The following is a 23,205-nucleotide window of genomic DNA, read 5'->3' as shown; positions in this document are numbered from 1 at the left end:
ATTTCTTTTCAGTAAAGTCTTAATTGCAGATAACTGCGTTTAATCTATGATGATATAACTCAATTATTTTCATGTACTTAAATTATAATCACTATAAATGTTAGTGTAAGCGATTACACCAATGTGATTTGCCTCACATCTTTTTACGTCGTACTCACCTATCTTAATTCACAATAAAAAATAACATATTGGAGGGCATCATGCCTGACGCTAAAAAACAGGGGCGGTCAAACAAGGCAATGACGTTTTTTGTCTGCTTCCTTGCCGCTCTGGCGGGATTACTCTTTGGCCTGGATATCGGTGTAATTGCTGGCGCATTGCCGTTTATTGCAGATGAATTCCAGATAACCTCGCACACGCAAGAATGGGTCGTAAGCTCCATGATGTTTGGTGCGGCAGTCGGTGCGGTAGGCAGTGGCTGGCTCTCTTTTAAACTCGGGCGCAAAAAGAGCCTGATGATCGGCGCAATCCTGTTTGTTGCCGGTTCGCTGTTTTCTGCGGCTGCGCCGAACGTTGAAGTGCTGATTCTTTCCCGCGTTCTGCTGGGGCTGGCGGTGGGTGTTGCCTCTTATACCGCGCCGCTTTACCTCTCTGAAATTGCACCGGAAAAAATTCGCGGCAGTATGATTTCGATGTATCAGCTGATGATTACCATCGGCATCCTCGGTGCTTATCTTTCTGATACCGCCTTCAGCTACACCGGCGCATGGCGCTGGATGCTGGGTGTGATTATCATCCCGGCAATTTTGCTGCTGATTGGTGTCTTCTTCCTGCCAGACAGCCCACGTTGGTTTGCCGCCAAACGCCGTTTTGTTGATGCCGAACGCGTGCTGCTACGCCTGCGTGACACCAGCGCGGAAGCGAAACGTGAACTGGATGAAATCCGTGAAAGTTTGCAGGTTAAACAGAGTGGCTGGGCGCTGTTTAAAGAGAACAGCAACTTCCGCCGCGCGGTGTTCCTTGGCGTACTGTTGCAGGTGATGCAGCAGTTCACCGGCATGAACGTCATCATGTATTACGCGCCGAAAATCTTCGAACTGGCGGGTTATACCAACACCACAGAGCAAATGTGGGGGACAGTGATTGTCGGCCTGACCAACGTACTCGCTACCTTTATCGCTATCGGCCTTGTTGACCGCTGGGGACGTAAACCAACGCTGACGCTGGGTTTCCTCGTCATGGCTGCGGGCATGGGCGTGCTGGGTACAATGATGCATATCGGTATCCACTCTCCGTCGGCACAGTATTTCGCCATCGCCATGCTGCTGATGTTTATTGTCGGTTTTGCGATGAGCGCCGGTCCGCTGATTTGGGTACTGTGCTCCGAAATTCAGCCGCTGAAAGGCCGCGATTTTGGCATCACCTGCTCCACCACCACCAACTGGATTGCCAACATGATCGTCGGCGCAACGTTCCTGACCATGCTCAACACGCTGGGCAACGCCAACACCTTCTGGGTGTATGCGGCTCTGAACGTGCTGTTTATCCTGCTGACGCTGTGGCTGGTGCCGGAAACCAAACACGTTTCGCTGGAACATATTGAACGTAATCTGATGAAAGGTCGTAAACTGCGCGAAATCGGCGCTCACGATTAATCTCCTCAGGCTTCCTCCCGTCGCGGAGGAAGCCGCCTCTTGCAGTCATCTTTTCTTCGCTTTATCCTCAGCCGCTATGAAAACTTCCCGTCTCCCTATCGCCATCCAACAGGCCGTTATGCGTCGCCTGCGGGAAAAACTCGCCCAGGCCAACCTGAAGCTGGGGCGTAATTACCCGGAGCCAAAAATTTCGTACACCCAGCGTGGTACATCCGCCGGAACAGCATGGCTGGACAGCTATGAAATTCGCCTCAATCCGGTGCTGCTGATGGAAAACAGCGAGGCTTTTATAGAAGAAGTGGTGCCGCACGAACTGGCGCATCTGTTGGTCTGGAAACACTTCGGTCGCGTGGCGCCGCATGGTAAAGAGTGGAAGTGGATGATGGAAAGCGTGCTGGGCGTTCCCGCCCGCCGCACGCATCAGTTTGAGCTACAATCCGTGCGCCGCAACACCTTCCCTTACCGCTGTAAATGCCAGGAGCATCAGCTTACCGTGCGCCGCCATAACCGCGTGGTGCGTGGAGAGGCCGTCTATCGCTGCGTTCACTGCGGTGAACAACTGGTTGCCCAATAACCAGTAGAACTATCAGGAATTTTACTGATCTGGCTGATTGCATACCAAAACAACTTTCGCTACGTTGCTCGCTCGTTTTAACACGGAGTAAGTGATGTACCGTAATTTGTCTGTGGCTGCGGTGGTACTGAGCGCAGCATTTTCCGGCCCTGCATTGGCCGAAAGCATCAATAGTTTTTCCCAGGCGAAAACAGCAGCGGTAAAAGTCTACGCTGATGTGCCAGGAACATTTTACTGCGGATGTAAAATCAACTGGCAGGGTAAAAAAGGCATCGTGGATCTGGAGTCGTGCGGATACCAAGTACGCAAAAATGAAAACCGCGCCAGCCGCGTAGAGTGGGAACATGTGGTTCCTGCCTGGCAGTTCGGTCACCAGCGTCAGTGCTGGCAAGACGGTGGACGTAAAAACTGCGCCAAAGATCCGGTTTATCGCAAAATGGAAAGCGATATGCATAACCTTCAGCCCGCAATAGGCGAAGTGAACGGCGATCGCGGCAATTTTATGTATAGTCAGTGGAACGGCGGCGAAGGGCAGTACGGGCAGTGTGCCATGAAGGTGGATTTCAAAGAAAAAGTGGCTGAACCACCCGCTCATACGCGAGGCATCATTGCACGAACTTATTTCTACATGCGTGACCAGTACAACCTGACTCTCTCACGCCAACAAACGCAGCTTTTTAACGCCTGGAACAAGATGTATCCGGTGACCGACTGGGAGTGCGAGCGCGACGAACGTATTGCAAAGATTCAAGGCAATCATAACCCGTATGTGCAACGCGCTTGCCAGGCGCGAAAGAGCTAACCTACACTAGCGGGATTCTTTTTGTTAACCCCTACCCCACGCGGACAACCGCGTGGGGAGACGACGCGGATTTTTAACCATGCGTATCCCCCGCATTTATCATCCAGAACCACTTATCAGCAACTCTCACATTGCGCTTTGCGAAGATGCCGCCAACCATATCGGACGTGTACTGCGTATGGGACCTGGACAGGCGTTGCAGTTGTTTGACGGCAGCAACCAGGTCTTTGACGCAGAAATTACCAGCGCCAGCAAAAAAAGTGTCGAAGTAAAAGTGCTGGAAGGTCAGCTCGACGATCGTGAATCCCCGTTGCATATTCATCTCGGTCAGGTGATGTCGCGCGGTGAAAAAATGGAATTTACTATCCAGAAATCGATCGAACTTGGAGTAAGCCTCATTACGCCACTTTTTTCTGAACGCTGCGGCGTTAAACTGGATAGCGAACGTCTGAACAAGAAGCTCCAGCAGTGGCAGAAGATTGCAATTGCTGCCTGTGAGCAGTGTGGTCGTAACCGGGTGCCGGAAATCCGTCCAGCGATGGATCTGGAAGCCTGGTGTGCAGAGCAGGATGAAGGGCTGAAACTGAATCTTCACCCGCGCGCCAGTAACAGCATCAATACGTTGCCGTTACCGGTTGAACGCGTCCGCCTGCTGATTGGCCCGGAAGGCGGTTTATCGGCAGATGAAATTGCCATGACTGCCCGCTATCAATTTACTGATATCCTGTTGGGACCTCGCGTTTTGCGTACAGAGACAACTGCGCTCACCGCCATTACCGCGCTACAAGTACGATTTGGCGATTTGGGCTAACGGAGAAGAATAATGATCAAGCTCGGCATCGTGATGGACCCCATCGCAAACATCAACATCAAGAAAGATTCCAGTTTCGCTATGTTGCTGGAAGCACAACGTCGTGGTTACGAACTTCACTATATGGAGATGGCCGATCTCTATTTGATTAACGGTGAAGCCCGTGCTCATACGCGTACTCTGAGCGTTGAACAAAACTACGATAAATGGTACGAGTTTACGGGGGAGCAAGATCTGCCACTGGCCGATCTCGACGTGATCCTGATGCGTAAAGATCCGCCGTTTGATACCGAGTTTATCTACGCCACTTACATTCTGGAACGTGCCGAAGAGAAAGGTACGCTGATCGTTAACAAGCCGCAGAGCCTGCGCGACTGTAACGAAAAACTGTTTACCGCCTGGTTCTCTGACTTAACACCAGAAACGCTGGTCACACGCAATAAAGCACAGTTAAAAGCGTTCTGGGAAAAACACACCGACATCATCCTTAAGCCGCTGGACGGTATGGGCGGTGCGTCTATTTTCCGGGTGAAAGAAGGCGATCCGAACCTCGGCGTAATAGCCGAAACCCTGACTGAACACGGCACGCGCTACTGCATGGCGCAGAATTATCTGCCTGCCATTAAAGATGGCGACAAGCGCGTGCTGGTCGTCGATGGCGAGCCGGTGCCGTACTGTCTGGCACGTATTCCGCAGGGTGGCGAAACCCGAGGCAATCTGGCTGCCGGTGGTCGTGGCGAACCTCGTCCGCTAACTGAAAGTGACTGGAAAATCGCCCGCCAGGTCGGGCCGACGCTGAAAGAAAAAGGGCTTATCTTTGTTGGCCTGGATATTATCGGCGACCGTCTGACTGAAATTAACGTCACCAGCCCAACCTGTATTCGTGAGATTGAAGCAGAGTTTCCGGTCTCGATCACCGGAATGTTAATGGATGCCATAGAAGCACGTTTACAGCAGCAATAACCCAGTTTAACGAGAGGGATCTCGTTGAGACTCTGAGTGACAGCGCCCTTCTTTCCACGCATACTGGGCGCTGTTGCTTTTTTGAACCAGGAAACAGAACCTCTGACAATGAATTTACAGCATCACTTTCTTATTGCCATGCCTGCTCTCCAGGATCCGATTTTCCGTCGTTCCGTGGTCTACATTTGCGAACATAATACCAATGGTGCAATGGGGATCATCGTCAACAAGCCGCTGGAAAATCTCAAAATTGAAGGGATTCTGGAAAAGCTGAAGATCGCGCCGGAGCCGCGTGATGAATCAATCCGTCTGGATAAACCGGTTATGCTCGGTGGTCCGCTGGCTGAAGATCGCGGGTTTATTTTGCATACTCCGCCCTCTAATTTTGCTTCCAGTATTCGCATTTCAGACAACACGGTGATGACCACCTCCCGCGATGTACTTGAAACGCTCGGCACCGATAAACAACCGTCTGACGTATTGGTGGCGTTGGGTTACGCCTCCTGGGATAAAGGCCAGCTGGAACAAGAGATTCTCGACAACGCCTGGCTAACCGCCCCGGCAGATCTGAATATTCTGTTCAAAACGCCGATTGCCGACCGCTGGCGCGATGCGGCAAGACTGATTGGTGTTGATATTCTCACTATGCCTGGTGTGGCGGGGCACGCCTGATGAGCGGAACCTTACTCGCCTTTGATTTCGGCACTAAAAGCATTGGTGTGGCGGTAGGTCAACGTATTACCGGCACCGCTCGCCCTTTGCCTGCAATTAAAGCTCAGGACGGTACGCCGGACTGGAACATCATCGAACGTTTACTGAAAGAATGGCAGCCGGACGAAATCATCGTCGGTTTGCCGCTGAATATGGACGGCACCGAACAGCCATTAACCGCCAGGGCGCGTAAATTCGCCAACCGTATTCATGGTCGTTTCGGTATTGAAGTAAAGCTACATGACGAGCGTCTTAGCACCGTAGAAGCGCGTTCCGGGCTTTTTGAACAAGGTGGTTACCGGGCACTCAACAAAGGTAAAGTCGACTCTGCCTCTGCGGTTATCATTCTCGAAAGTTATTTCGAGCAGGGTTATTAAGGCGATTTATAAGCCTGGCGAATTGTCATTACCGTCATCTTGCCGGATGCGGCGTAAACGCCTTATCCAGCCTACATGTGGCAACGGCTGTAGGTCTGATAAGACGCGTTAGCGTCGCATCAGACGTTCATTGCCGGATGCTGAGTTTGTATGCCTGATAAGCGTAGCGAATCAGGCATATTTACGAAGCTAATCAACCAATTTCGCCTCACAAACGCCCTTCCCCCACCCGCTGCTGATAACTCTGCTGAAAAGTTAACATCCCCACTTGTTGCCCGGTTTGAATAACGTGTGGTAACTGGTGGGTTTTCCCTTCGCGAATCAAATTCCCCACCGCTGGCGTGTTAATCAATAATTCAAACAGCGCCACGCGCCCTTCCTGCTTATCCACTTCCAGCTTTTGTGACAACACCGCCCGTAAACTCCCCGCCAGTTGATTACGCACGGGATCTTTTTCCTGCGCCGGAAATGAATCCACCAGCCGCTCAACGGCCTGCGCCGCACCGCGCGTATGTAAGGTCGCCAGCACCAGATGTCCGGTTTCTGCCGCCGTCAGCGCCAGACGTATTGTCTCGCTGTCACGCAGCTCTCCGAGCAATATCACATCGGGATCTTCCCGCAATGCGGCACGCAATCCCGATGCGAACGTCATACAGTGCAAACCGATTTCTCGCTGCTGGATCAAACATCGCTGGCTGGCATAGAGATATTCAACAGGATCTTCCAGCGTCAGAATATGCGCATCGACATGTTGATTGAGATAGCCAACCATCGCCGCCAGCGTGGTAGATTTGCCGCTCCCCGTCGCTCCCGTCACCAGAATCAGGCCATTCTCGCTCTTAAGCAATTCCGGCAATACCGGTGGTGCGCCAAGCTGTTCGAGCTGTGGACGGTGCGAAGGTAACAACCGTAATGCCAGAGAAATACCTTGCCGTTGCGCGAACGCACTGCCGCGCAACCGCTGGTTTTCCGCCAGCGATACGGCAAAATCAAGCTGACCATTTTCAAGTAATATCGCCCTCTGCTCGTCATCCAGCCACTCCCGCAGTAGCTCTTTCACGTCCGGTGCGTTAAACGGTGCAGCTTCCATTCTGCCGCGAATGCGCCATCGTGCGGGCCAGGCGCTGCACAGGTGTAGATCCGAGACGTTATGCTTTACACTAAGGGCCACAATTTCTTCCATATTCATACTAAGATCCTCGGAAAATGAACGATATTGCGCATAACCTGGCACAGGTCCGGGACAAAATCTCAGCGGCTGCAACGCGTTGCGGCCATTCTCCAGAAGAAATTACGCTGCTTGCAGTCAGTAAAACAAAACCTGCGAGCGCCATCGCAGAAGCCATTGATGCCGGGCAGCGTCAATTTGGTGAAAACTACGTTCAGGAAGGGGTAGATAAAATTCGCCACTTTCAGGAGCTGGGCGTAACAGGATTAGAATGGCATTTTATTGGTCCGCTACAGTCCAACAAAAGTCGCCTGGTGGCAGAGCATTTCGACTGGTGTCATACCATCGACCGTTTGCGTATCGCTACCCGCCTGAACGACCAGCGACCGGCAGAACTCCCCCCTCTTAACGTACTGATTCAAATTAATATTAGTGATGAAAACAGTAAGTCCGGGATTCAACTGGCAGAACTGGACGAACTGGCGGCTGCGGTTGCTGAACTACCGCGTCTACGCCTGCGCGGGCTGATGGCTATCCCGGCGCCTGAGTCAGAATATGTAAGGCAGTTTGAAGTTGCACGCCAAATGGCTGTAGCATTTGCCGGACTGAAAACGCGCTACCCGCATGTCGATACGCTCTCTCTGGGGATGTCGGACGATATGGAAGCCGCCATTGCGGCAGGTAGCACAATGGTTCGCATCGGCACAGCCATCTTTGGTGCGCGTGATTACTCTAAAAAATAAGGAATTAAAGGAACGCCATGAATACGTTGACTTTCCTGCTTTCAACGGTCATTGAGCTGTATACCATGGTGCTGTTATTACGCATCTGGATGCAGTGGGCTCATTGTGATTTTTATAACCCTTTCTCACAGTTTGTGGTGAAAGTGACACAGCCAATTATCGGGCCACTGCGCCGCGTTATTCCGGCAATGGGACCCATTGACAGTGCCTCGCTGCTGGTTGCCTATATTCTCAGTTTCATCAAAGCCATTGTGCTGTTTAAAGTGGTGACCTTCCTGCCAATCATCTGGATTGCCGGTTTATTAATTCTGCTGAAAACCATCGGCCTGCTGATTTTCTGGGTACTGCTGGTGATGGCGATTATGAGCTGGGTAAGCCAGGGTCGTAGCCCGATTGAATACGTGCTGATTCAGCTTGCCGATCCGCTGCTGCGTCCAATTCGCCGCCTGCTGCCGGCAATGGGTGGGATTGATTTCTCGCCGATGATCCTCGTTCTGCTGCTGTATGTCATCAATATGGGTGTCGCAGAAGTATTACAGGCGACAGGAAACATGCTGCTGCCGGGGCTGTGGATGGCGTTATGAGTGCCGTAACAGTTAACGATGACGGTCTGGTTTTGCGGCTTTATATTCAGCCAAAAGCCAGCCGTGATTCTATTGTCGGTTTACATGGCGACGAGGTAAAAGTCGCCATTACCGCGCCGCCGGTTGACGGCCAGGCCAACAGCCATCTGGTGAAATTTCTCGGTAAGCAATTCCGGGTAGCCAAAAGCCAGGTGGTGATAGAAAAAGGCGAACTTGGCCGCCACAAACAAATTAAAATCATTAATCCGCAACAAATCCCGCCAGAAATCGCGGCGTTAATTAATTAGGTATCCTATGCAAAAAGTTGTCCTCGCAACCGGCAATGCCGGTAAAGTGCGTGAGCTGGCGTCGCTGCTTAGCGACTTCGGTCTTGATATCGTGGCTCAAACGGAGCTTGGCGTTGATTCCGCCGAAGAAACCGGCCTGACCTTTATCGAAAACGCGATTCTGAAAGCGCGCCACGCGGCAAAAGCGACCGGTTTACCGGCGATTGCCGACGACTCCGGTCTGGCGGTAGATGCGCTGGGTGGCGCGCCAGGGATTTACTCCGCGCGTTATTCCGGTGAAGACGCGACCGATCAAAAGAATCTGCAAAAACTGCTGGAAACACTGAAAGACGTACCGGACGACCAACGTCAGGCTCGCTTCCACTGTGTGCTGGTGTATCTGCGTCACGCGGAAGATCCCACTCCGCTGGTATGTCACGGCAGCTGGCCGGGCGTGATTACCCGTGAACCTTCCGGTACTGGCGGCTTTGGTTATGATCCAATTTTCTTCGTGCCTTCCGAAGGCAAAACCGCTGCCGAACTGACCCGCGAAGAAAAGAGCGCCATTTCCCATCGTGGTCAGGCATTGAAACTGCTGCTGGACGCTTTACGTAATGGTTAAATTACCGCCGCTGAGTCTTTACATTCACATCCCGTGGTGCGTGCAGAAATGCCCGTACTGCGATTTCAACTCTCACGCGTTGAAAGGGGAAGTGCCGCACGACGATTATGTTCAGCATCTGCTTAGCGATCTGGACAACGATGTCGTTTACGCACAGAACCGTGAAGTAAAGACAATCTTTATTGGCGGTGGTACGCCGAGCCTGCTTTCCGGCTCGGCGATGCAAACGCTGCTGGACGGCGTGCGTGCGCGTTTGCCGCTGGCAGCGGATGCAGAAATTACCATGGAAGCGAACCCCGGTACGGTAGAAGCCGATCGCTTTGTTGATTATCAGCGTGCCGGTGTAAATCGTATCTCTATTGGGGTACAGAGTTTTAGCGAAGAAAAGCTGAAACGGCTGGGACGTATTCATGGCCCGCAAGAAGCGAAGCGTGCTGCAAAACTGGCAAGCGAGCTGGGGCTGCGTAGCTTTAACCTTGATTTAATGCATGGGCTGCCGGATCAATCGCTGGAAGAGGCGCTTGGCGATCTGCGCCAGGCTATTGAACTGAATCCGCCGCATCTTTCCTGGTATCAACTGACCATCGAACCTAATACGCTGTTTGGTTCACGCCCGCCGGTACTGCCGGACGACGACGCGCTGTGGGATATTTTCGAACAGGGGCATCAGTTATTAACCGCAGCGGGTTATCAGCAATATGAAACCTCCGCTTACGCCAAACCGGGTTATCAATGCCAGCACAATCTCAACTACTGGCGATTTGGTGACTATATTGGCATCGGCTGCGGTGCGCACGGCAAAGTCACCTTCCCGGACGGTCGCATTCTGCGTACCACCAAAACGCGACACCCGCGCGGCTTTATGCAGGGAAGGTATCTGGAAAGCCAGCGCGATGTGGAAGCCGCAGACAAGCCCTTTGAGTTCTTTATGAATCGCTTCCGTTTGCTGGAAGCCGCACCGCGCGTGGAGTTTAGCCAGTACACAGGTCTTTCTGAAGAGGTGATACGTCCACAGTTAGACGAGGCTATCGCTCAGGGTTATCTTACTGAGTGTGCGGATTACTGGCAGATAACGGAACATGGGAAGTTGTTTTTAAATTCGCTGCTGGAGCTTTTTCTGGCGGAGTAAACTTGTAGCCGGATGCGGCGTGAACGCAGCATCCGGCTACAGGTCATACGTCATCGCAATAATTACTTAATCACCCCATTACGTCGTAATTGTTCGGTATCTTTTTTCCAGCGATCGCTCGCCTGATTGATATCGTCAATCTTCATTAATATCGCGACTTTTTTACTGTTTATTTCTGAAACTTTCATCGTTAACGGATATTGCCCTTTCTCGAGCGTTATCCAGTCATCCTGCAATTTACGGCTAAGTTTTTGTGATTGCAGAAAGGTCTGTCGCCGCTGTTCGTTGATATCGAAATCCCGTTTCTGCTGAATCGGCACTTCATAACACTCTTCGCTTTGTTTATGACATGCCGCAATCGCCGGTTGATAAACCTCTTTGTCATATTTAACCGCGAACGCCTCGCTATCATTCTGTTTATTAAACTCATCACGCTGTTGGTGAATTTTTTTAAAGGCGTCTTCGCGGGTCATTTGCTTGCCGTTTGCATCTTTTCCCCAATATGCATCTGCTGCTTTCTGCGCCGCCGCCATTTGCTTATCAAGCTCTTTCACTTCCTTTTCCAGCGCAGGAATCGAGTTCTTCTGGGTATTCAACGCTGACTCAAGCTGACTAAAGCGATAATTGAAATCTTCGCTATTCACGATCAGATATTTATTATTCGTTTTGATATCGTCGACCACCCGTCCACGATCGCTGGCTGCTGCCTGAAAAGAGTAAAAGCTCACCGTCCAGCCAGACGCAGGTGTTCCTTTACTGGTTAACATCGCCGAAAATTTTACGGGCTTATCTTTCGTCCAGGTCTGCTCCAGTAGTTGGTAGTCTGCCAGTTGACCAACCCAGGTATAGAGATCATCACTGGAAGAAACATCGCCTTCCGCTGACCAGGTGGCCTGATTACCTTTCGCATCAAGGTTTTTTAAACTGATGGCATCAAGCTTGAGAATACCGTGATACTGCTTGTTGAATTGATCTTTTAAGACATTTTCAGTTGGCGGTTCGCCATCGGCCCAGCCATTACCAGACATCAACACAAACAGCGCCGTGCCGACAATCCATTGCTTTTTCACCAGAAAACCCTCGCGAGGAATAATTTATTCCAGTTATTATCATCAGGGTAATAAAAATTGGCAATGGACGTGAGTCTGAAGTGAAAAAGCCCCGGCACGATACCGGGGCGAGGCGATTAGTACTGATTGAAAATCTGTTGGATCTGCTGTGGATCTTTAGTTTGCGTCAGCGCCAGTTGCAGCAGAACGCGCGCTTTTTGCGGGTTCAGCGTGCCAGAGGCGACGAAACCGTATTTTGCATCATCCACTTCGGCATCCTGAGTGGTTGCGCCCGTCGGTACGCGGGAAGAACGCACTACCGCAGTGCCGTTTTTCGCAGCGGTCGCCAGGGTGTCGAACACGGTTTTATACAGATTGCCGTTACCCACACCGGCGCTAACGATACCGTCGTAGCCTGCATCTACCAGTGCTTTTACCGGAAGATCGGATGCGTTGGCGTAGTTATAAACGATGCCGACTTTCGGCAGTTCATTCAGCTTAGAGACATCGAACGGCGTGTCGCTGGTGTGCTTACGTGCCGGAGTACGCTGGTAGTCAATCTTACCGTTGTGAATGTAACCCAACGGACCGTAGTTAACAGATTTGAAGGTCGCTACATCGGTGGTATTAGTTTTGGTGACATCACGGCCATCAAGCACGGTGTCGTTCATCACCACCAGCACACCACGGTTGGCGGAGGCTTTATCGGCTGCGGTCACTACCGCGTTATACAGATTAAATGGGCCGTCTGCGCTCATGGAAGTGGACGGGCGCATTGCACCTACCATCACCACTGGCTTGTCACATTTCACGGTCAGGTCGAGGAAGTAAGCGGTTTCTTCCATCGTGTCAGTACCGTGGGTAATAACGAAGCCGTCGGTTTTATCGCAGTCGGTGTTAATTTTTTTCGCCAGCGTCAGCCAGACATTATCATTCATGTCCTGGGAGCCAATGTTAACTACCTGCTCGCCTTTAACGTTCGCAATGTCCTTCAGTTGCGGCACCGCATTGACCAGATTTTCTACGCCAACTTTACCCGCTGTGTAGTTAGATTTGGTTGCGGAGTCACCACCGCCGGCAATCGTCCCGCCGGTCGCTAAAATGGTGATATTCGGTAATGCTAATGCTGCACCACTAAAACCCATAACCAGTGCGGCAAGTGCCGTCTTTTTGAAAAACTCCATTTCATTCCTCCAGTTACGTGAACGCTACGTATTATCCCTTAGCTTTGTATGGAAAATTTGACGTTAAACAATTTACAACGTGAATGAATTTTGGAGATCTATAAAGTTAGAGGCAGGTAACAAAACGAAGAATTAAACGGCATAAAAAAGTATTATGCCGTCTTAAAATAGAGGATTATTTCAAATTCCCGACCAGGGCTTTGCGGCTATCTTCCAGTGTTACGACACGGCTACAGACATCTTTGCCAAACTGCTGGAAATCTTTTTCCTGCTTTTTCCATTCGGTTTGGATTGAGGATTGCAGCCCCCCCAGGCTTCCCAGCACGTTCTGTAATGGGTTACCGCCGCTTTTCAGCACCGCTTTCGCGCCCATTTCATTAATGCTGTCCTGCAAAATACCGCCCATTGCCTGATTCACTAACTGCTGGCCTTCGGCGCGAACCTGATCGATAGCTTTATAGTGGAACGTCAGGCCATCACTGCGCGTTTCGATAATGCGGTTCATCTGCTCTTTTAATTGCGCATCCAGTTTGGTCAGACGGCTGCGCATTTTGCTGCTTTCGCCCATCTCCTGAACGATAATTTTATCCAGCGCGACGCGAGCTTTCTCGACGCGGCTTTTCGCGCCTTCATCAATCCACGGCAGGGTGCTACGTAGTTCAGCCTGATAATCCTTCGCCTGCTCGCGCTGGGCGGCATTCAGGGAATATTGCTTACCGTTATACATCACGTTGCCGTCTGGCGTGATCACCAGATTGCCGTTTTCGCCCTTCACCTGCACGGTTTGCGGGCTGACAATCACATCGTCACGCGGCGTGACGCTGCACTGGTAGTCGGCGTGAGCGGTCATTGCCGTCACTGAAAGTGCTGCCGCCAGCAGCATTTTGCGCATCATAATCTTCCCTCAAGAACAAATCAGGCCAGCATTTGCTGGCCCAGATTGATAACAAAGTGCGCGTTGTCCATGCCGGATGCGGCGTAAACGCCTTATCCGGCCTACTCGATCGTGCATCTTTGTAGACCTGATAAGCGTAGCGCATCAGGCAGTTTTGCATTTGTCATCGCCCGTATGTTTTCTTAGTCCCACCAAACGTCGAAAAGTTCGCTGGTGCGTACCTCATCCAGTTTGCGCTCTTCCAGCCACTTACGCACAATCGCCTGATGTTCTTCAGTGCATTTGCCGATTTCCTGCATACAGATCAGACCTTCCCAGGCCAGATAGCCGCTGCCGTCAAAGGCCAGTTTGTTCGGTTCGATAACCTCGTTAATAAAGTCATCAACGGTTTTATCAATTTGTTCTTCCGATGTACCTTCCGGGAATCGCCATGCCACCGAAAATCCTAATTCCTGGAATTCGTCGATGTGCATTTTTTTACGCAGACGACGGCTACGGTTCTTTGCCATTATTTCACCCTCTCGAACATTAAGTCCCATACTCCGTGACCAAGACGATGACCACGTTGTTCAAATTTCGTCACCGGACGTGATGCCGGGCGCGGTACGTAATCGTTGCTCTCTGACAGGTTTTTATAACCGTCAATGGAAGACATCACTTCAAGCATATGTTCCGCATAAGGTTCCCAGTCAGTCGCCATATGGAATACGCCCCCCAGTTTCAGTTTGCTTTTTACCAGCTCAGCAAACGGCACCTGAACGATACGGCGTTTATTATGGCGCGCTTTGTGCCACGGGTCAGGGAAAAAGAGCTGAACCATGCTCAATGAATTGTCAGGAATCATTTTATGCAGCACTTCGACTGCGTCATGGCACATCACACGCAGGTTATCTAACCCTTCTTCATGCGCAGAAGCCAGACAAGCGCCAACGCCCGGCGAATGCACTTCAATGCCGAGGAAGTCCTGCTCCGGGCGCTCTTTAGCCATTGCCACCAGCGAAGCGCCCATGCCGAAACCAATCTCAAGCGTCACTGGCGCTTCACGGCCAAAAAGCGCAGGGAAATCCAGCATATCTTCGCTGAACTCAACGCCCATCACCGGCCAGTAGTTTTCCAGCGCATGTTCCTGGCCTTTGGTCAGTCGCCCCTGGCGGCGCACAAAACTACGGATACGGCGCAATGGGCGGCCGTTTTCATCAAATTCCGGTGAGATGACGTCGTTTTTCATAAAGATTTAGTCGCTTGTGAAAGTGTTCTGAAAACGGGCATTATCCAAAGTTAGTTGCCGGATGCAAGCATGATAAGGCCGTGGCTGCGGAAAGTTCCGGTTTACACCCTGCCGTCGCTGTGCTGCAATCTTGCCCCCAACAACAATGAATTCGGTGACCATGCAAGCGTCGCAATTTTCAGCCCTGGTTCTGGACTGGTACGATAAATACGGGCGAAAAACTCTGCCCTGGCAAATTGACAAGACGCCCTACAAAGTATGGCTCTCAGAAGTGATGTTGCAACAAACTCAGGTTGCGACCGTTATCCCCTATTTTGAACGCTTTATGGCGCGCTTCCCGACGGTGACCGATCTCGCCAATGCGCCGTTGGACGAAGTTCTCCACTTGTGGACCGGGCTTGGCTATTACGCCCGCGCGCGCAATCTGCATAAAGCGGCACAGCAAGTTGCCACCTTACACAGCGGTAAATTCCCGGAAACCTTTGAGGAAGTCGCCGCGCTGCCTAGCGTCGGACGCTCCACCGCAGGCGCGATCCTCTCGCTTTCTCTGGGTAAGCACTTTCCGATTCTCGACGGTAACGTCAAACGCGTGTTAGCACGCTGCTATGCTGTAAGCGGCTGGCCAGGGAAAAAAGAGGTCGAAAACAAACTGTGGAGTTTAAGCGAGCAGGTTACGCCCGCCGTCGGCGTGGAGCGGTTTAATCAGGCGATGATGGATTTAGGCGCGATGATTTGTACGCGCTCGAAGCCGAAGTGTTCGCTCTGCCCGCTACAAAACGGGTGTATTGCCGCCGCCAACAATAGCTGGTCGCTTTATCCGGGCAAAAAACCGAAACAGACATTACCGGAGCGCACCGGCTACTTTTTGCTGTTACAGCACGAAGATGAAGTATTTCTGGCGCAGCGTCCGCCGAGCGGATTGTGGGGCGGTTTATACTGTTTCCCGCAGTTTGCCGACGAAGAAAGTTTGCGGCAGTGGCTGGCGCAACGGCAGATTGCTGCTGATAACCTGACGCAACTCACCGCGTTTCGGCATACCTTCAGCCATTTCCATTTAGATATTGTGCCTATGTGGCTTCCCGTGTCGTCATTCACCGGTTGCATGGATGAAGGCAATGCGCTCTGGTATAACTTAGCGCAACCGCCGTCAGTTGGTCTGGCGGCTCCCGTGGAGCGTTTGTTACAGCAGTTACGCACTGGCGCGCCGGTTTAGCGCGTGAGTCGATAAAGAGGATGATTTATGAGCAGAACGATTTTTTGTACTTTCCTGCAGCGTGAAGCAGAAGGTCAGGATTTTCAGCTATACCCCGGCGAACTGGGAAAACGCATCTACAACGAGATTTCCAAAGAAGCCTGGGCGCAGTGGCAGCACAAACAAACCATGCTGATTAACGAAAAGAAACTCAACATGATGAATGCCGAGCACCGCAAGCTGCTGGAGCAGGAGATGGTCAACTTCCTGTTCGAGGGTAAAGAGGTGCATATCGAGGGCTATACGCCGGAAGATAAAAAATAAAAACAGAGCCGGAGTACGCCTCCGGCAACTTGCATAAAAACAAACACAACACGCACCCGGAATGATGAAAAAATATCTCGCGCTGGCTTTGATTGCGCCGTTGCTCATCTCCTGCTCGACGACCAAAAAAGGCGATACCTATAATGAAGCCTGGGTCAAAGATACCAACGGTTTTGATATTCTGATGGGGCAATTTGCCCACAATATTGAGAACATCTGGGGATTCAAAGAGGTGGTGATCGCCGGTCCTAAGGACTACGTGAAATACACCGATCAATACCAGACCCGCAGCCACATCAACTTTGATGACGGTACGATCACTATCGAAACCATCGCCGGGACAGAACCTGCCGCACATCTGCGTCGGGCAATTATCAAAACGTTACTGATGGGGGATGATCCGAGTTCGGTCGATCTCTATTCCGACGTTGATGATATTACGATTTCGAAAGAACCTTTTCTTTACGGTCAGGTGGTGGACAACACCGGGCAGCCGATTCGCTGGGAAGGTCGCGCAAGCAACTTCGCGGATTATCTGCTGAAAAACCGTCTGAAAAGCCGCAGCAACGGGCTGCGTATCATCTACAGCGTCACCATTAACATGGTGCCGAACCACCTTGATAAACGTGCGCACAAATATCTCGGCATGGTCCGCCAGGCGTCACGGAAATATGGCGTTGATGAGTCGCTGATTCTGGCGATTATGCAGACCGAATCTTCCTTTAACCCGTATGCGGTCAGCCGTTCCGATGCGCTGGGATTAATGCAGGTGGTACAACATACTGCCGGGAAAGATGTGTTCCGCTCGCAGGGGAAATCCGGCACGCCGAGCCGCAGTTTCTTGTTTGATCCTGCCAGCAATATTGATACCGGCACTGCGTATCTGGCGATGCTGAACAATGTTTATCTTGGCGGCATTGATAACCCAACGTCGCGGCGTTATGCCGTCATCACCGCTTATAACGGTGGTGCAGGCAGCGTGTTACGCGTTTTCTCTAACGATAAGATTCAAGCTGCTAATATTATTAATACCATGACCCCGGGCGATGTTTATCAGACGCTAACGACCCGCCATCCTTCTGCGGAATCTCGCCGCTATCTTTATAAAGTGAACACGGCGCAAAAATCTTACCGTCGCCGATAATTGCACTTATCGCCCCTTGACGATGTCCTGGGGCAAAAGTGTTATCCACATCACAATTATGTTTTGCAAAACGATATTATTTGCAATTATTTGCCACGGGTAACAAAAAAACAGTCAGTGAAGTTGATAGAATCGCATCATCTTGCACGGTCAAATGTGCTTTTTGAAACACTCATCCGCATCATGATGTGAGGAAATTAACATGAATCTTAAGCTGCAGCTGAAAATTCTCTCTTTTCTGCAGTTCTGCCTGTGGGGAAGTTGGCTGACGACCCTCGGCTCCTATATGTTTGTTACCCTGAAGTTCGACGGTGCTTCTATCGGCGCAGTTTATAGTTCACTGGGTATCGCCGCTGTCTTTATGCCTGCGTTGCTGGGGATTGTGGCCGACAAATGGTTAAGTGCGAAATGGGTTTACGCCATTTGTCACACTATTGGTGCGATCACTCTCTTCATGGCGGCGAAAGTCACCACGCCGGAGGCGATGTTCCTTGTGATATTGATTAACTCGTTTGCCTATATGCCAACGCTTGGGTTAATCAACACTATCTCCTACTATCGCCTGCAAAATGCCGGGCTGGATATTGTGACGGATTTCCCGCCAATCCGTATCTGGGGCACCATCGGCTTTATTATGGCGATGTGGGTGGTGAGCCTGTCTGGCTTCGAATTAAGCCACATGCAGCTGTATATTGGCGCAGCTCTCTCCGCCGTTCTGGTGCTATTTACCTTTACGCTGCCGCATATTCCGGTTGCTAAACAGCAAGCGAATCAGAGCTGGACGACTTTGCTGGGGCTTGATGCATTCGCGCTGTTTAAAAACAAGCGTATGGCGATTTTCTTCATCTTCTCGATGTTGCTGGGTGCGGAACTGCAGATTACCAACATGTTCGGTAATACTTTCCTGCACAGCTTCGACAAAGATCCGATGTTTGCCAGCAGCTTCATCGTGCAACATGCGTCGATCATCATGTCGATTTCGCAGATCTCGGAAACTCTGTTCATTCTGACCATCCCGTTCTTCTTAAGCCGCTACGGTATTAAGAACGTAATGATGATCAGTATTGTGGCGTGGATCCTGCGTTTTGCGCTGTTTGCTTATGGCGACCCGACTCCGTTCGGTACTGTACTGTTGGTGCTGTCAATGATTGTCTACGGCTGCGCATTCGACTTCTTCAACATCTCTGGTTCAGTGTTTGTCGAAAAAGAAGTCAGCCCGGCAATTCGTGCCAGTGCGCAGGGGATGTTCCTGATGATGACCAACGGCTTCGGCTGTATCCTCGGCGGTATTGTGAGCGGTAAAGTGGTTGAGATGTACACCCAAAACGGCATTACCGACTGGCAGACCGTATGGCTGATTTTCGCAGGTTACTCTGTGGTTCTGGCCTTCGCGTTCATGGCGATGTTTAAATACAAACACGTTCGTGTCCCTGCGGGCACACAGACTGTTAGCCACTAATTACGCAAAGAGAAACGGGTCGCCAGAAGGTGACCCGTTTTTTATTCTCACTTCAACACATAACCGTACAACCGTTTCATGCCATCCGCATCGGTTTCGCTATAGACACCTTGTAGCTCCGGCGAAAACCCCGGCAGCAAATTCACGCCCTCTTCCAGCGCAAGGAAATAACGCTGAACCGCTCCACCCCAGACTTCCCCCGGCACCACGCAAAGCACGCCAGGTGGATAAGGCAACGCCCCTTCTGCCGCAATTCGCCCTTCGGCATCACGAATCCGCACCAATTCCACTTCACCGCGAATATAGGCGCTATGCGCATCCTGCGGATTCATCACCACTGACGGGAAACTCTGCTGGCGGAACATCGCTTTTTGCAGGTCTTTGACGTCGAAGCTGACATACAAATCGTGCATCTCCTGACACAACTGGCGCAAAGTGTAGTCGCGGTAGCGTACCGGATATTTGTTATAAACACTCGGTAGCACCTCAGCCAGCGGCGAATCATCCTCAATATGCTGTTCAAACTGCGCCAGCATCGACACCAGTTGCGCCAGCTTCTCGTGACTTTCAGCCGGCGTTAATAAGAACAGAATGGAGTTGAGATCGCATTTTTCCGGCACAATGCCGTTCTCACGCAGATAATGCGCCAGAATCGTCGCCGGTACGCCAAAATCGCTATATTCACCGGTTTCGGCATTGATTCCCGGCGTGGTCAGTAACAGCTTGCACGGATCAACAAAATACTGGTCTGCGGCATATCCCTCAAAGCCGTGCCACTTTGCTCCTGGCTCAAAGCTGAAGAAACGGCGGTCACTGGCCAACACTGACGTCGGATAATCCTGCCACAATTTGCCATCGACAACGGGCGGAATAAACGGACGGAACAGCTTACAGCGCGCAAGAATCGCCTTGCGCGCTTCAATCCCCAACTCAACGCACTCAGCCCATAGCCGACGCCCACTCTCCCCTTCATGGATTTTGGCATTGACGTCCAGCGCGGCAAATAGCGGATAGAACGGACTGGTGGAAGCATGGAGCATAAAGGCATTATTCAACCGCTTATGTGGGCAAAAACGCGCCTGCCCGCGAATATGGTTATCTTTTTTATGGATCTGCGACGTCTGCGAGAATCCCGCCTGCTGTTTATGCACCGACTGGGTAACAAAGATCCCCGGATCGTTTTCGTTAAGTTCTAACAGCAGCGGCGAGCTATCCGCCATCATCGGGATAAACTGTTCATAACCAACCCATGCGGAATCAAACAGAATGTAATCGCACAGATGCCCAATGGTATCGATCACCTGACGGGCGTTGTAGACAGTGCCGTCATAGGTCCCTAACTGAATGATCGCCAGGCGAAACGGGCGCGATTGCTCGGCTTTTTCTGGCGCAACGTCGCGAATTTGCTCGCGCAGATACTCTTCATTAAAACAGTGCGCATCAATACCGCCAATGAAACCAAACGGGTTACGTGAAGCTTCCAGATAGACCGGCGTCGCCCCCGCCTGAATCAGCGCGCCGTGATGATTCGACTTATGGTTGTTACGGTCGAAGAGCACCAGATCGCCACGCGTTAACAGCGCATTCGTCACCACTTTATTCGCTGCCGATGTGCCGTTCAGGACAAAATAGGTTTTATCGGCATGAAAGACTTTGGCTGCGAATTTCTGCGCATCCTTCGCCGATCCTTCATGAATAAGCAGATCGCCCAATTTTACGTCAGCATTACACATATCGGCGCGAAAGACGTTCTCACCAAAGAAATCGTAAAAATGGCGTCCAGCTGGATGCTTCTTAAAGAACGCGCCATGTTGATGCCCAGGGCAAGCAAAGGTGCTGTTGCCCATCTCAACGTACTGCGCCAGCGTGTCATAAAACGGTGGCAGCAAATTCTCTTCATACTGGCAAGCAGCAGACTCCAGCTCCAGCCACTGCTGCTCGTTACCGTTGATAATCGCCGTAACGCCCGCAGGCACTTCAACAGCATTGTCAGAATACAAAAATACCGGCAGATGAAAACCGGTTCGCTTAAGTAACGCAAGAATGCCACTACGACTATCCGCAGCGGTAATGACGACTGCCGCGACGTCCGTAAAATCAGTATCTTCCAGCGCCACCACGCGACGATGGGTAGAAAGTCGGGAAACCAGTTCATTACTGGCGGCAATACTCATTGATTTCATAAACGCAAACCCGTTTCGGGGAGGTAAGAATATCGGACAAGGTGAAAAACCTTGCCCCATGAGATGGGGGTCAAACTGGTCACCAGCTCCGACCGCCAGACATCAGTAAAAGCAGAAACGCTCTGATTTTACTGTTGTCCTGCAGTGAGCGTGCGTTAACTTCACCGCATGAGCAGTAACATGGAAAGGGAATATTTTCGCGCAAAACGGCGAGGAGCGAGAGAATGTAAGGAGGTGGCATGCATCAGGCAAACTCCGTACAGAGAGGAGAAAATTCGCGCAATCATGGCACCTTTCGCTAAAGCGTGCAAGCCAGGACTTTGCGTCCAGGCAAGCTATAAACGGGGCAAAAAGTTCATAATAAAAAAATCAAACAATACAGTTAACAGGAACTCTTGTGGTCATCGGCCCTTTTATCAACGCGAGTGCAGTATTACTGGGTGGCATTCTCGGCGCACTGCTTAGCCAACGTTTACCGGAACGTATCCGCGTCTCAATGACATCGATTTTTGGTCTAGCATCGTTGGGGATTGGTATTTTACTGGTGGTGAAATGCGCCAACCTTCCGGCGATGGTTTTAGCAACGCTACTTGGCGCTCTAATCGGCGAAATGTGTTTGCTGGAGAAAGGAGTCAATACAGCGGTTGCCAGAGCGCAAAATCTGTTTCGCCACTCGCACAAGAAGCCAGCGCATGAATCATTTATTCAAAATTTTGTTGCGATTATCGTCCTGTTTTGTGCCAGCGGTACAGGGATCTTCGGCGCGATGAATGAAGGAATGACCGGCGATCCGAGTATTTTAATCGCCAAGTCATTTCTTGATTTCTTTACGGCGATGATCTTCGCCTGCTCTCTGGGGATTGCGGTATCAGTGATTAGCATTCCATTGCTCATCATCCAGTTAACACTGGCCTGGGGAGCCGCGCTGATATTACCGCTAACGACACCGGCGATGATGGCGGACTTTAGCGCCGTAGGCGGTTTATTGCTTCTGGCGACCGGTTTGCGCATCTGTGGCATTAAAATGTTCCCGGTAGTCAACATGCTTCCAGCACTGCTTCTGGCAATGCCTCTTTCCGCCGCCTGGACCGCCTGGTTTGCCTGAAATGTGTGTAATAGCGGCAAAGTGATGATAGATTGTGCAGTCTGCAGTAATTTGAAGAAATTTGATTGACGAGACGAGGCGAATCAGGTTTAATGCGCCCCGTTGCCCGGATAGCTCAGTCGGTAGAGCAGGGGATTGAAAATCCCCGTGTCCTTGGTTCGATTCCGAGTCCGGGCACCACTATTCAAAGCCGGTTGGTCAGTTTTGCAAGATGCAATCCTGACGGACACGAAAGCTAGCCAGTAAAAACACGATGTAACGTTGTTACCGTAGTTGAAAGAAAATCTCTTGAAGAACAGACTTGTTGACGCAAGTCTGTTTTTTTTCGTCCGTAATATTTACAGTTCTTCGTTGCGAATATCAAATTGTGTCAACGCCATATTCATCAGGCCACTACATCAACTCTGTTTCCAGTATATCCCGCAGACTATCAACACTTTCATCAATGGATTCCAGCGTTGATGTGATGCTGACATGGCTCAGCAATTTCCTGCACACAATGACATTAATCATACCCAACAGCGCCCGGAAACCACCGTCTCAAACAGATGATTGCCGACCATAACCTGAAGAACCGAGCCTGAAAGACGTTATCGAAACAAACTTTAAAACCAGCCTTTAAGCGTGAGCTGCTCACTCATCTGATAACGTCGTTCAGACTCAGTATTCGTCAGGCCTGCTGGAGTCTGAACCTGAGCAGAACGGTTTATCATTATCGTCCGGATACCACGCGTGACGAACCCGTTATTGTCGTCTTGCAGGCGATGGAAGAGCGATATCCACGATACAGTTTTCCGACACTTTTCTGCGGCGAGAGGGATATTTGTGGAATCACAATGGCTGAATGGACAGAGAAACATGCAGTAAAACTGGAGTTTATTCAGCTGGATAAGCCGACACAGAACGCTTTCATTGAGCGTTATAAACGGACATACCGTCCGATTTTTATCTGTTCAGAACACGGAATGAAGTGCGGAAAATCACGGAAAAATGGTTGTCAGAATATAACGGTAAACGCCCGGGTGATGCTGCCAACTTACTGATTTAGTGTATGATGGTGTTTTTGAGGTGCTCCAGTGGCTTCTGTTTCTATCAGC

Annotated in this window: 25 protein-coding genes, 1 tRNA gene and 1 pseudogene; 19 read left to right on the top strand and 8 right to left on the bottom strand. The window is 50.9% G+C overall.

The genetic code is table 11. The features are described from left to right. The first annotated feature begins 200 nt into the window (after positions 1–200). The 7 genes from galP to ruvX all read left to right on the top strand — a co-directional run bounded on the left by galP (position 201) and on the right by ruvX (position 5,833). Complete coding sequence (gene galP, locus FC814_RS14430) at positions 201–1,595, top strand: galactose/proton symporter (protein WP_029399876.1); 1,395 nt, start codon at positions 201–203, stop codon at positions 1,593–1,595. A gap of 76 nt (positions 1,596–1,671) precedes the next feature. Then, positions 1,672–2,169: a SprT family zinc-dependent metalloprotease gene (locus FC814_RS14425; protein ID WP_000858393.1), complete on the top strand. Its 498-nt coding sequence runs from the start codon at positions 1,672–1,674 to the stop codon at positions 2,167–2,169. A 94-nt stretch (positions 2,170–2,263) separates the two neighbouring features. After that, positions 2,264–2,971, top strand: a complete 708-nt coding sequence (endA, locus tag FC814_RS14420; protein WP_137326091.1) for a deoxyribonuclease I — start codon at positions 2,264–2,266, stop codon at positions 2,969–2,971. A gap of 79 nt (positions 2,972–3,050) precedes the next feature. Beyond that, positions 3,051–3,782: a 16S rRNA (uracil(1498)-N(3))-methyltransferase gene (rsmE, locus tag FC814_RS14415; RefSeq protein ID WP_010350368.1), complete on the top strand. Its 732-nt coding sequence runs from the start codon at positions 3,051–3,053 to the stop codon at positions 3,780–3,782. Between the two features lie 12 nt (positions 3,783–3,794). Beyond that, positions 3,795–4,745: a glutathione synthase gene (gene gshB / locus FC814_RS14410; protein WP_000593254.1), complete on the top strand. Its 951-nt coding sequence runs from the start codon at positions 3,795–3,797 to the stop codon at positions 4,743–4,745. 108 nt (positions 4,746–4,853) lie between these two features. After that, on the top strand, positions 4,854–5,417 hold the full coding sequence (locus FC814_RS14405; RefSeq protein WP_137326090.1) for a YqgE/AlgH family protein: 564 nt from the start codon (positions 4,854–4,856) through the stop codon (positions 5,415–5,417). Beyond that, on the top strand, positions 5,417–5,833 hold the full coding sequence (ruvX, locus tag FC814_RS14400) for a Holliday junction resolvase RuvX (protein ID WP_000017102.1): 417 nt from the start codon (positions 5,417–5,419) through the stop codon (positions 5,831–5,833). The genes FC814_RS14405 and ruvX overlap by 1 nt, the downstream gene beginning before the upstream one ends. A gap of 208 nt (positions 5,834–6,041) precedes the next feature. On the opposite strand, the gene FC814_RS14395 is transcribed toward ruvX, so the two are convergent. Beyond that, a complete protein-coding gene (locus FC814_RS14395) occupies positions 6,042–7,022 on the bottom strand; it encodes a PilT/PilU family type 4a pilus ATPase (RefSeq protein ID WP_137326089.1) in 981 nt (326 codons plus the stop codon). Positions 7,023–7,039: 17 nt separating this feature from the next. On the opposite strand from FC814_RS14395, the gene yggS reads away from it, so the two are divergent. Genes yggS through hemW form a run of 5 tightly spaced genes read left to right on the top strand, consistent with a single transcriptional unit; the run spans position 7,040 to position 10,345 of the window. Then, a complete protein-coding gene (gene yggS, locus FC814_RS14390) occupies positions 7,040–7,744 on the top strand; it encodes a pyridoxal phosphate homeostasis protein (protein WP_137326088.1) in 705 nt (234 codons plus the stop codon). 17 nt (positions 7,745–7,761) lie between these two features. Further along, complete coding sequence (gene yggT, locus FC814_RS14385) at positions 7,762–8,328, top strand: osmotic shock tolerance protein YggT (RefSeq protein WP_001094831.1); 567 nt, start codon at positions 7,762–7,764, stop codon at positions 8,326–8,328. Beyond that, on the top strand, positions 8,325–8,615 hold the full coding sequence (yggU, locus tag FC814_RS14380) for a DUF167 family protein YggU (RefSeq protein ID WP_001277222.1): 291 nt from the start codon (positions 8,325–8,327) through the stop codon (positions 8,613–8,615). Before yggT ends, yggU begins: the two co-directional genes overlap by 4 nt. A 7-nt stretch (positions 8,616–8,622) precedes the next feature. Then, the gene (locus FC814_RS14375) at positions 8,623–9,216 is read left to right on the top strand and encodes an XTP/dITP diphosphatase (RefSeq protein WP_001174758.1); all 594 of its coding nucleotides are present in this window, start codon (positions 8,623–8,625) and stop codon (positions 9,214–9,216) included. Further along, positions 9,209–10,345: a radical SAM family heme chaperone HemW gene (hemW, locus tag FC814_RS14370; RefSeq protein ID WP_000239990.1), complete on the top strand. Its 1,137-nt coding sequence runs from the start codon at positions 9,209–9,211 to the stop codon at positions 10,343–10,345. The genes FC814_RS14375 and hemW overlap by 8 nt, the downstream gene beginning before the upstream one ends. Positions 10,346–10,407: 62 nt before the next feature. On the opposite strand, the gene FC814_RS14365 is transcribed toward hemW, so the two are convergent. The 5 genes from FC814_RS14365 to trmB all read right to left on the bottom strand — a co-directional run bounded on the left by FC814_RS14365 (position 10,408) and on the right by trmB (position 14,701). Continuing rightward, a complete protein-coding gene (locus FC814_RS14365) occupies positions 10,408–11,415 on the bottom strand; it encodes a DUF1202 family protein (protein ID WP_000745197.1) in 1,008 nt (335 codons plus the stop codon). 116 nt (positions 11,416–11,531) lie between these two features. Further along, entirely contained in the window at positions 11,532–12,578 is a 1,047-nt protein-coding gene (ansB, locus tag FC814_RS14360) for an L-asparaginase 2 (protein WP_032226203.1), read from the bottom strand. A gap of 175 nt (positions 12,579–12,753) precedes the next feature. Next, positions 12,754–13,473 carry a DUF2884 domain-containing protein gene (locus tag FC814_RS14355; protein ID WP_000984799.1) on the bottom strand — a complete coding sequence of 240 codons (720 nt, stop codon included), beginning with the start codon at positions 13,471–13,473 and terminating at the stop codon, positions 12,754–12,756. 182 nt (positions 13,474–13,655) lie between these two features. After that, complete coding sequence (locus FC814_RS14350) at positions 13,656–13,982, bottom strand: YggL family protein (RefSeq protein ID WP_001107564.1); 327 nt, start codon at positions 13,980–13,982, stop codon at positions 13,656–13,658. Next, entirely contained in the window at positions 13,982–14,701 is a 720-nt protein-coding gene (gene trmB, locus FC814_RS14345; RefSeq protein ID WP_000786919.1) for a tRNA (guanosine(46)-N7)-methyltransferase TrmB, read from the bottom strand. Before trmB ends, FC814_RS14350 begins: the two co-directional genes overlap by 1 nt. 160 nt (positions 14,702–14,861) lie before the next feature. Here trmB and mutY point away from each other — a divergent pair, with 160 nt between their 5' ends. The 4 genes from mutY to nupG all read left to right on the top strand — a co-directional run bounded on the left by mutY (position 14,862) and on the right by nupG (position 18,820). Beyond that, the gene (gene mutY / locus FC814_RS14340; RefSeq protein ID WP_137326087.1) at positions 14,862–15,914 is read left to right on the top strand and encodes an A/G-specific adenine glycosylase; all 1,053 of its coding nucleotides are present in this window, start codon (positions 14,862–14,864) and stop codon (positions 15,912–15,914) included. Positions 15,915–15,941: 27 nt separating this feature from the next. After that, complete coding sequence (locus tag FC814_RS14335; RefSeq protein ID WP_000091700.1) at positions 15,942–16,217, top strand: oxidative damage protection protein; 276 nt, start codon at positions 15,942–15,944, stop codon at positions 16,215–16,217. A gap of 64 nt (positions 16,218–16,281) precedes the next feature. Then, complete coding sequence (gene mltC, locus FC814_RS14330) at positions 16,282–17,361, top strand: membrane-bound lytic murein transglycosylase MltC (RefSeq protein WP_000760323.1); 1,080 nt, start codon at positions 16,282–16,284, stop codon at positions 17,359–17,361. Positions 17,362–17,563: 202 nt separating this feature from the next. Then, positions 17,564–18,820, top strand: a complete 1,257-nt coding sequence (gene nupG, locus FC814_RS14325) for a nucleoside permease NupG (RefSeq protein WP_001049785.1) — start codon at positions 17,564–17,566, stop codon at positions 18,818–18,820. Between the two features lie 47 nt (positions 18,821–18,867). On the opposite strand, the gene speC is transcribed toward nupG, so the two are convergent. Continuing rightward, positions 18,868–21,003, bottom strand: a complete 2,136-nt coding sequence (gene speC / locus FC814_RS14320) for an ornithine decarboxylase (RefSeq protein ID WP_137326086.1) — start codon at positions 21,001–21,003, stop codon at positions 18,868–18,870. Positions 21,004–21,164: 161 nt separating this feature from the next. Continuing rightward, on the bottom strand, positions 21,165–21,248 hold the full coding sequence (locus FC814_RS23200; RefSeq protein ID WP_212741836.1) for a hypothetical protein: 84 nt from the start codon (positions 21,246–21,248) through the stop codon (positions 21,165–21,167). 152 nt (positions 21,249–21,400) lie between these two features. Here FC814_RS23200 and FC814_RS14315 point away from each other — a divergent pair, with 152 nt between their 5' ends. From FC814_RS14315 to FC814_RS14300, 3 genes and pseudogenes are all read left to right on the top strand, one after another. Continuing rightward, the gene (locus FC814_RS14315) at positions 21,401–22,108 is read left to right on the top strand and encodes a DUF554 domain-containing protein (RefSeq protein ID WP_000234488.1); all 708 of its coding nucleotides are present in this window, start codon (positions 21,401–21,403) and stop codon (positions 22,106–22,108) included. 104 nt (positions 22,109–22,212) lie between these two features. Further along, positions 22,213–22,288, top strand: a tRNA-Phe gene (locus FC814_RS14310). Positions 22,289–22,638: 350 nt separating this feature from the next. After that, positions 22,639–23,156, top strand: a pseudogene (locus FC814_RS14300) (integrase core domain-containing protein); the annotation flags it as partial. Positions 23,157–23,205 lie beyond the last annotated feature (49 nt).

The organism is Escherichia sp. MR (assembly GCF_005280595.1).
Lineage (GTDB): Bacteria > Pseudomonadota > Gammaproteobacteria > Enterobacterales > Enterobacteriaceae > Escherichia > Escherichia ruysiae.
Note: the sequence above shows the minus strand (reverse complement) of the source record. Positions and strands in the feature narration are given on the sequence as shown.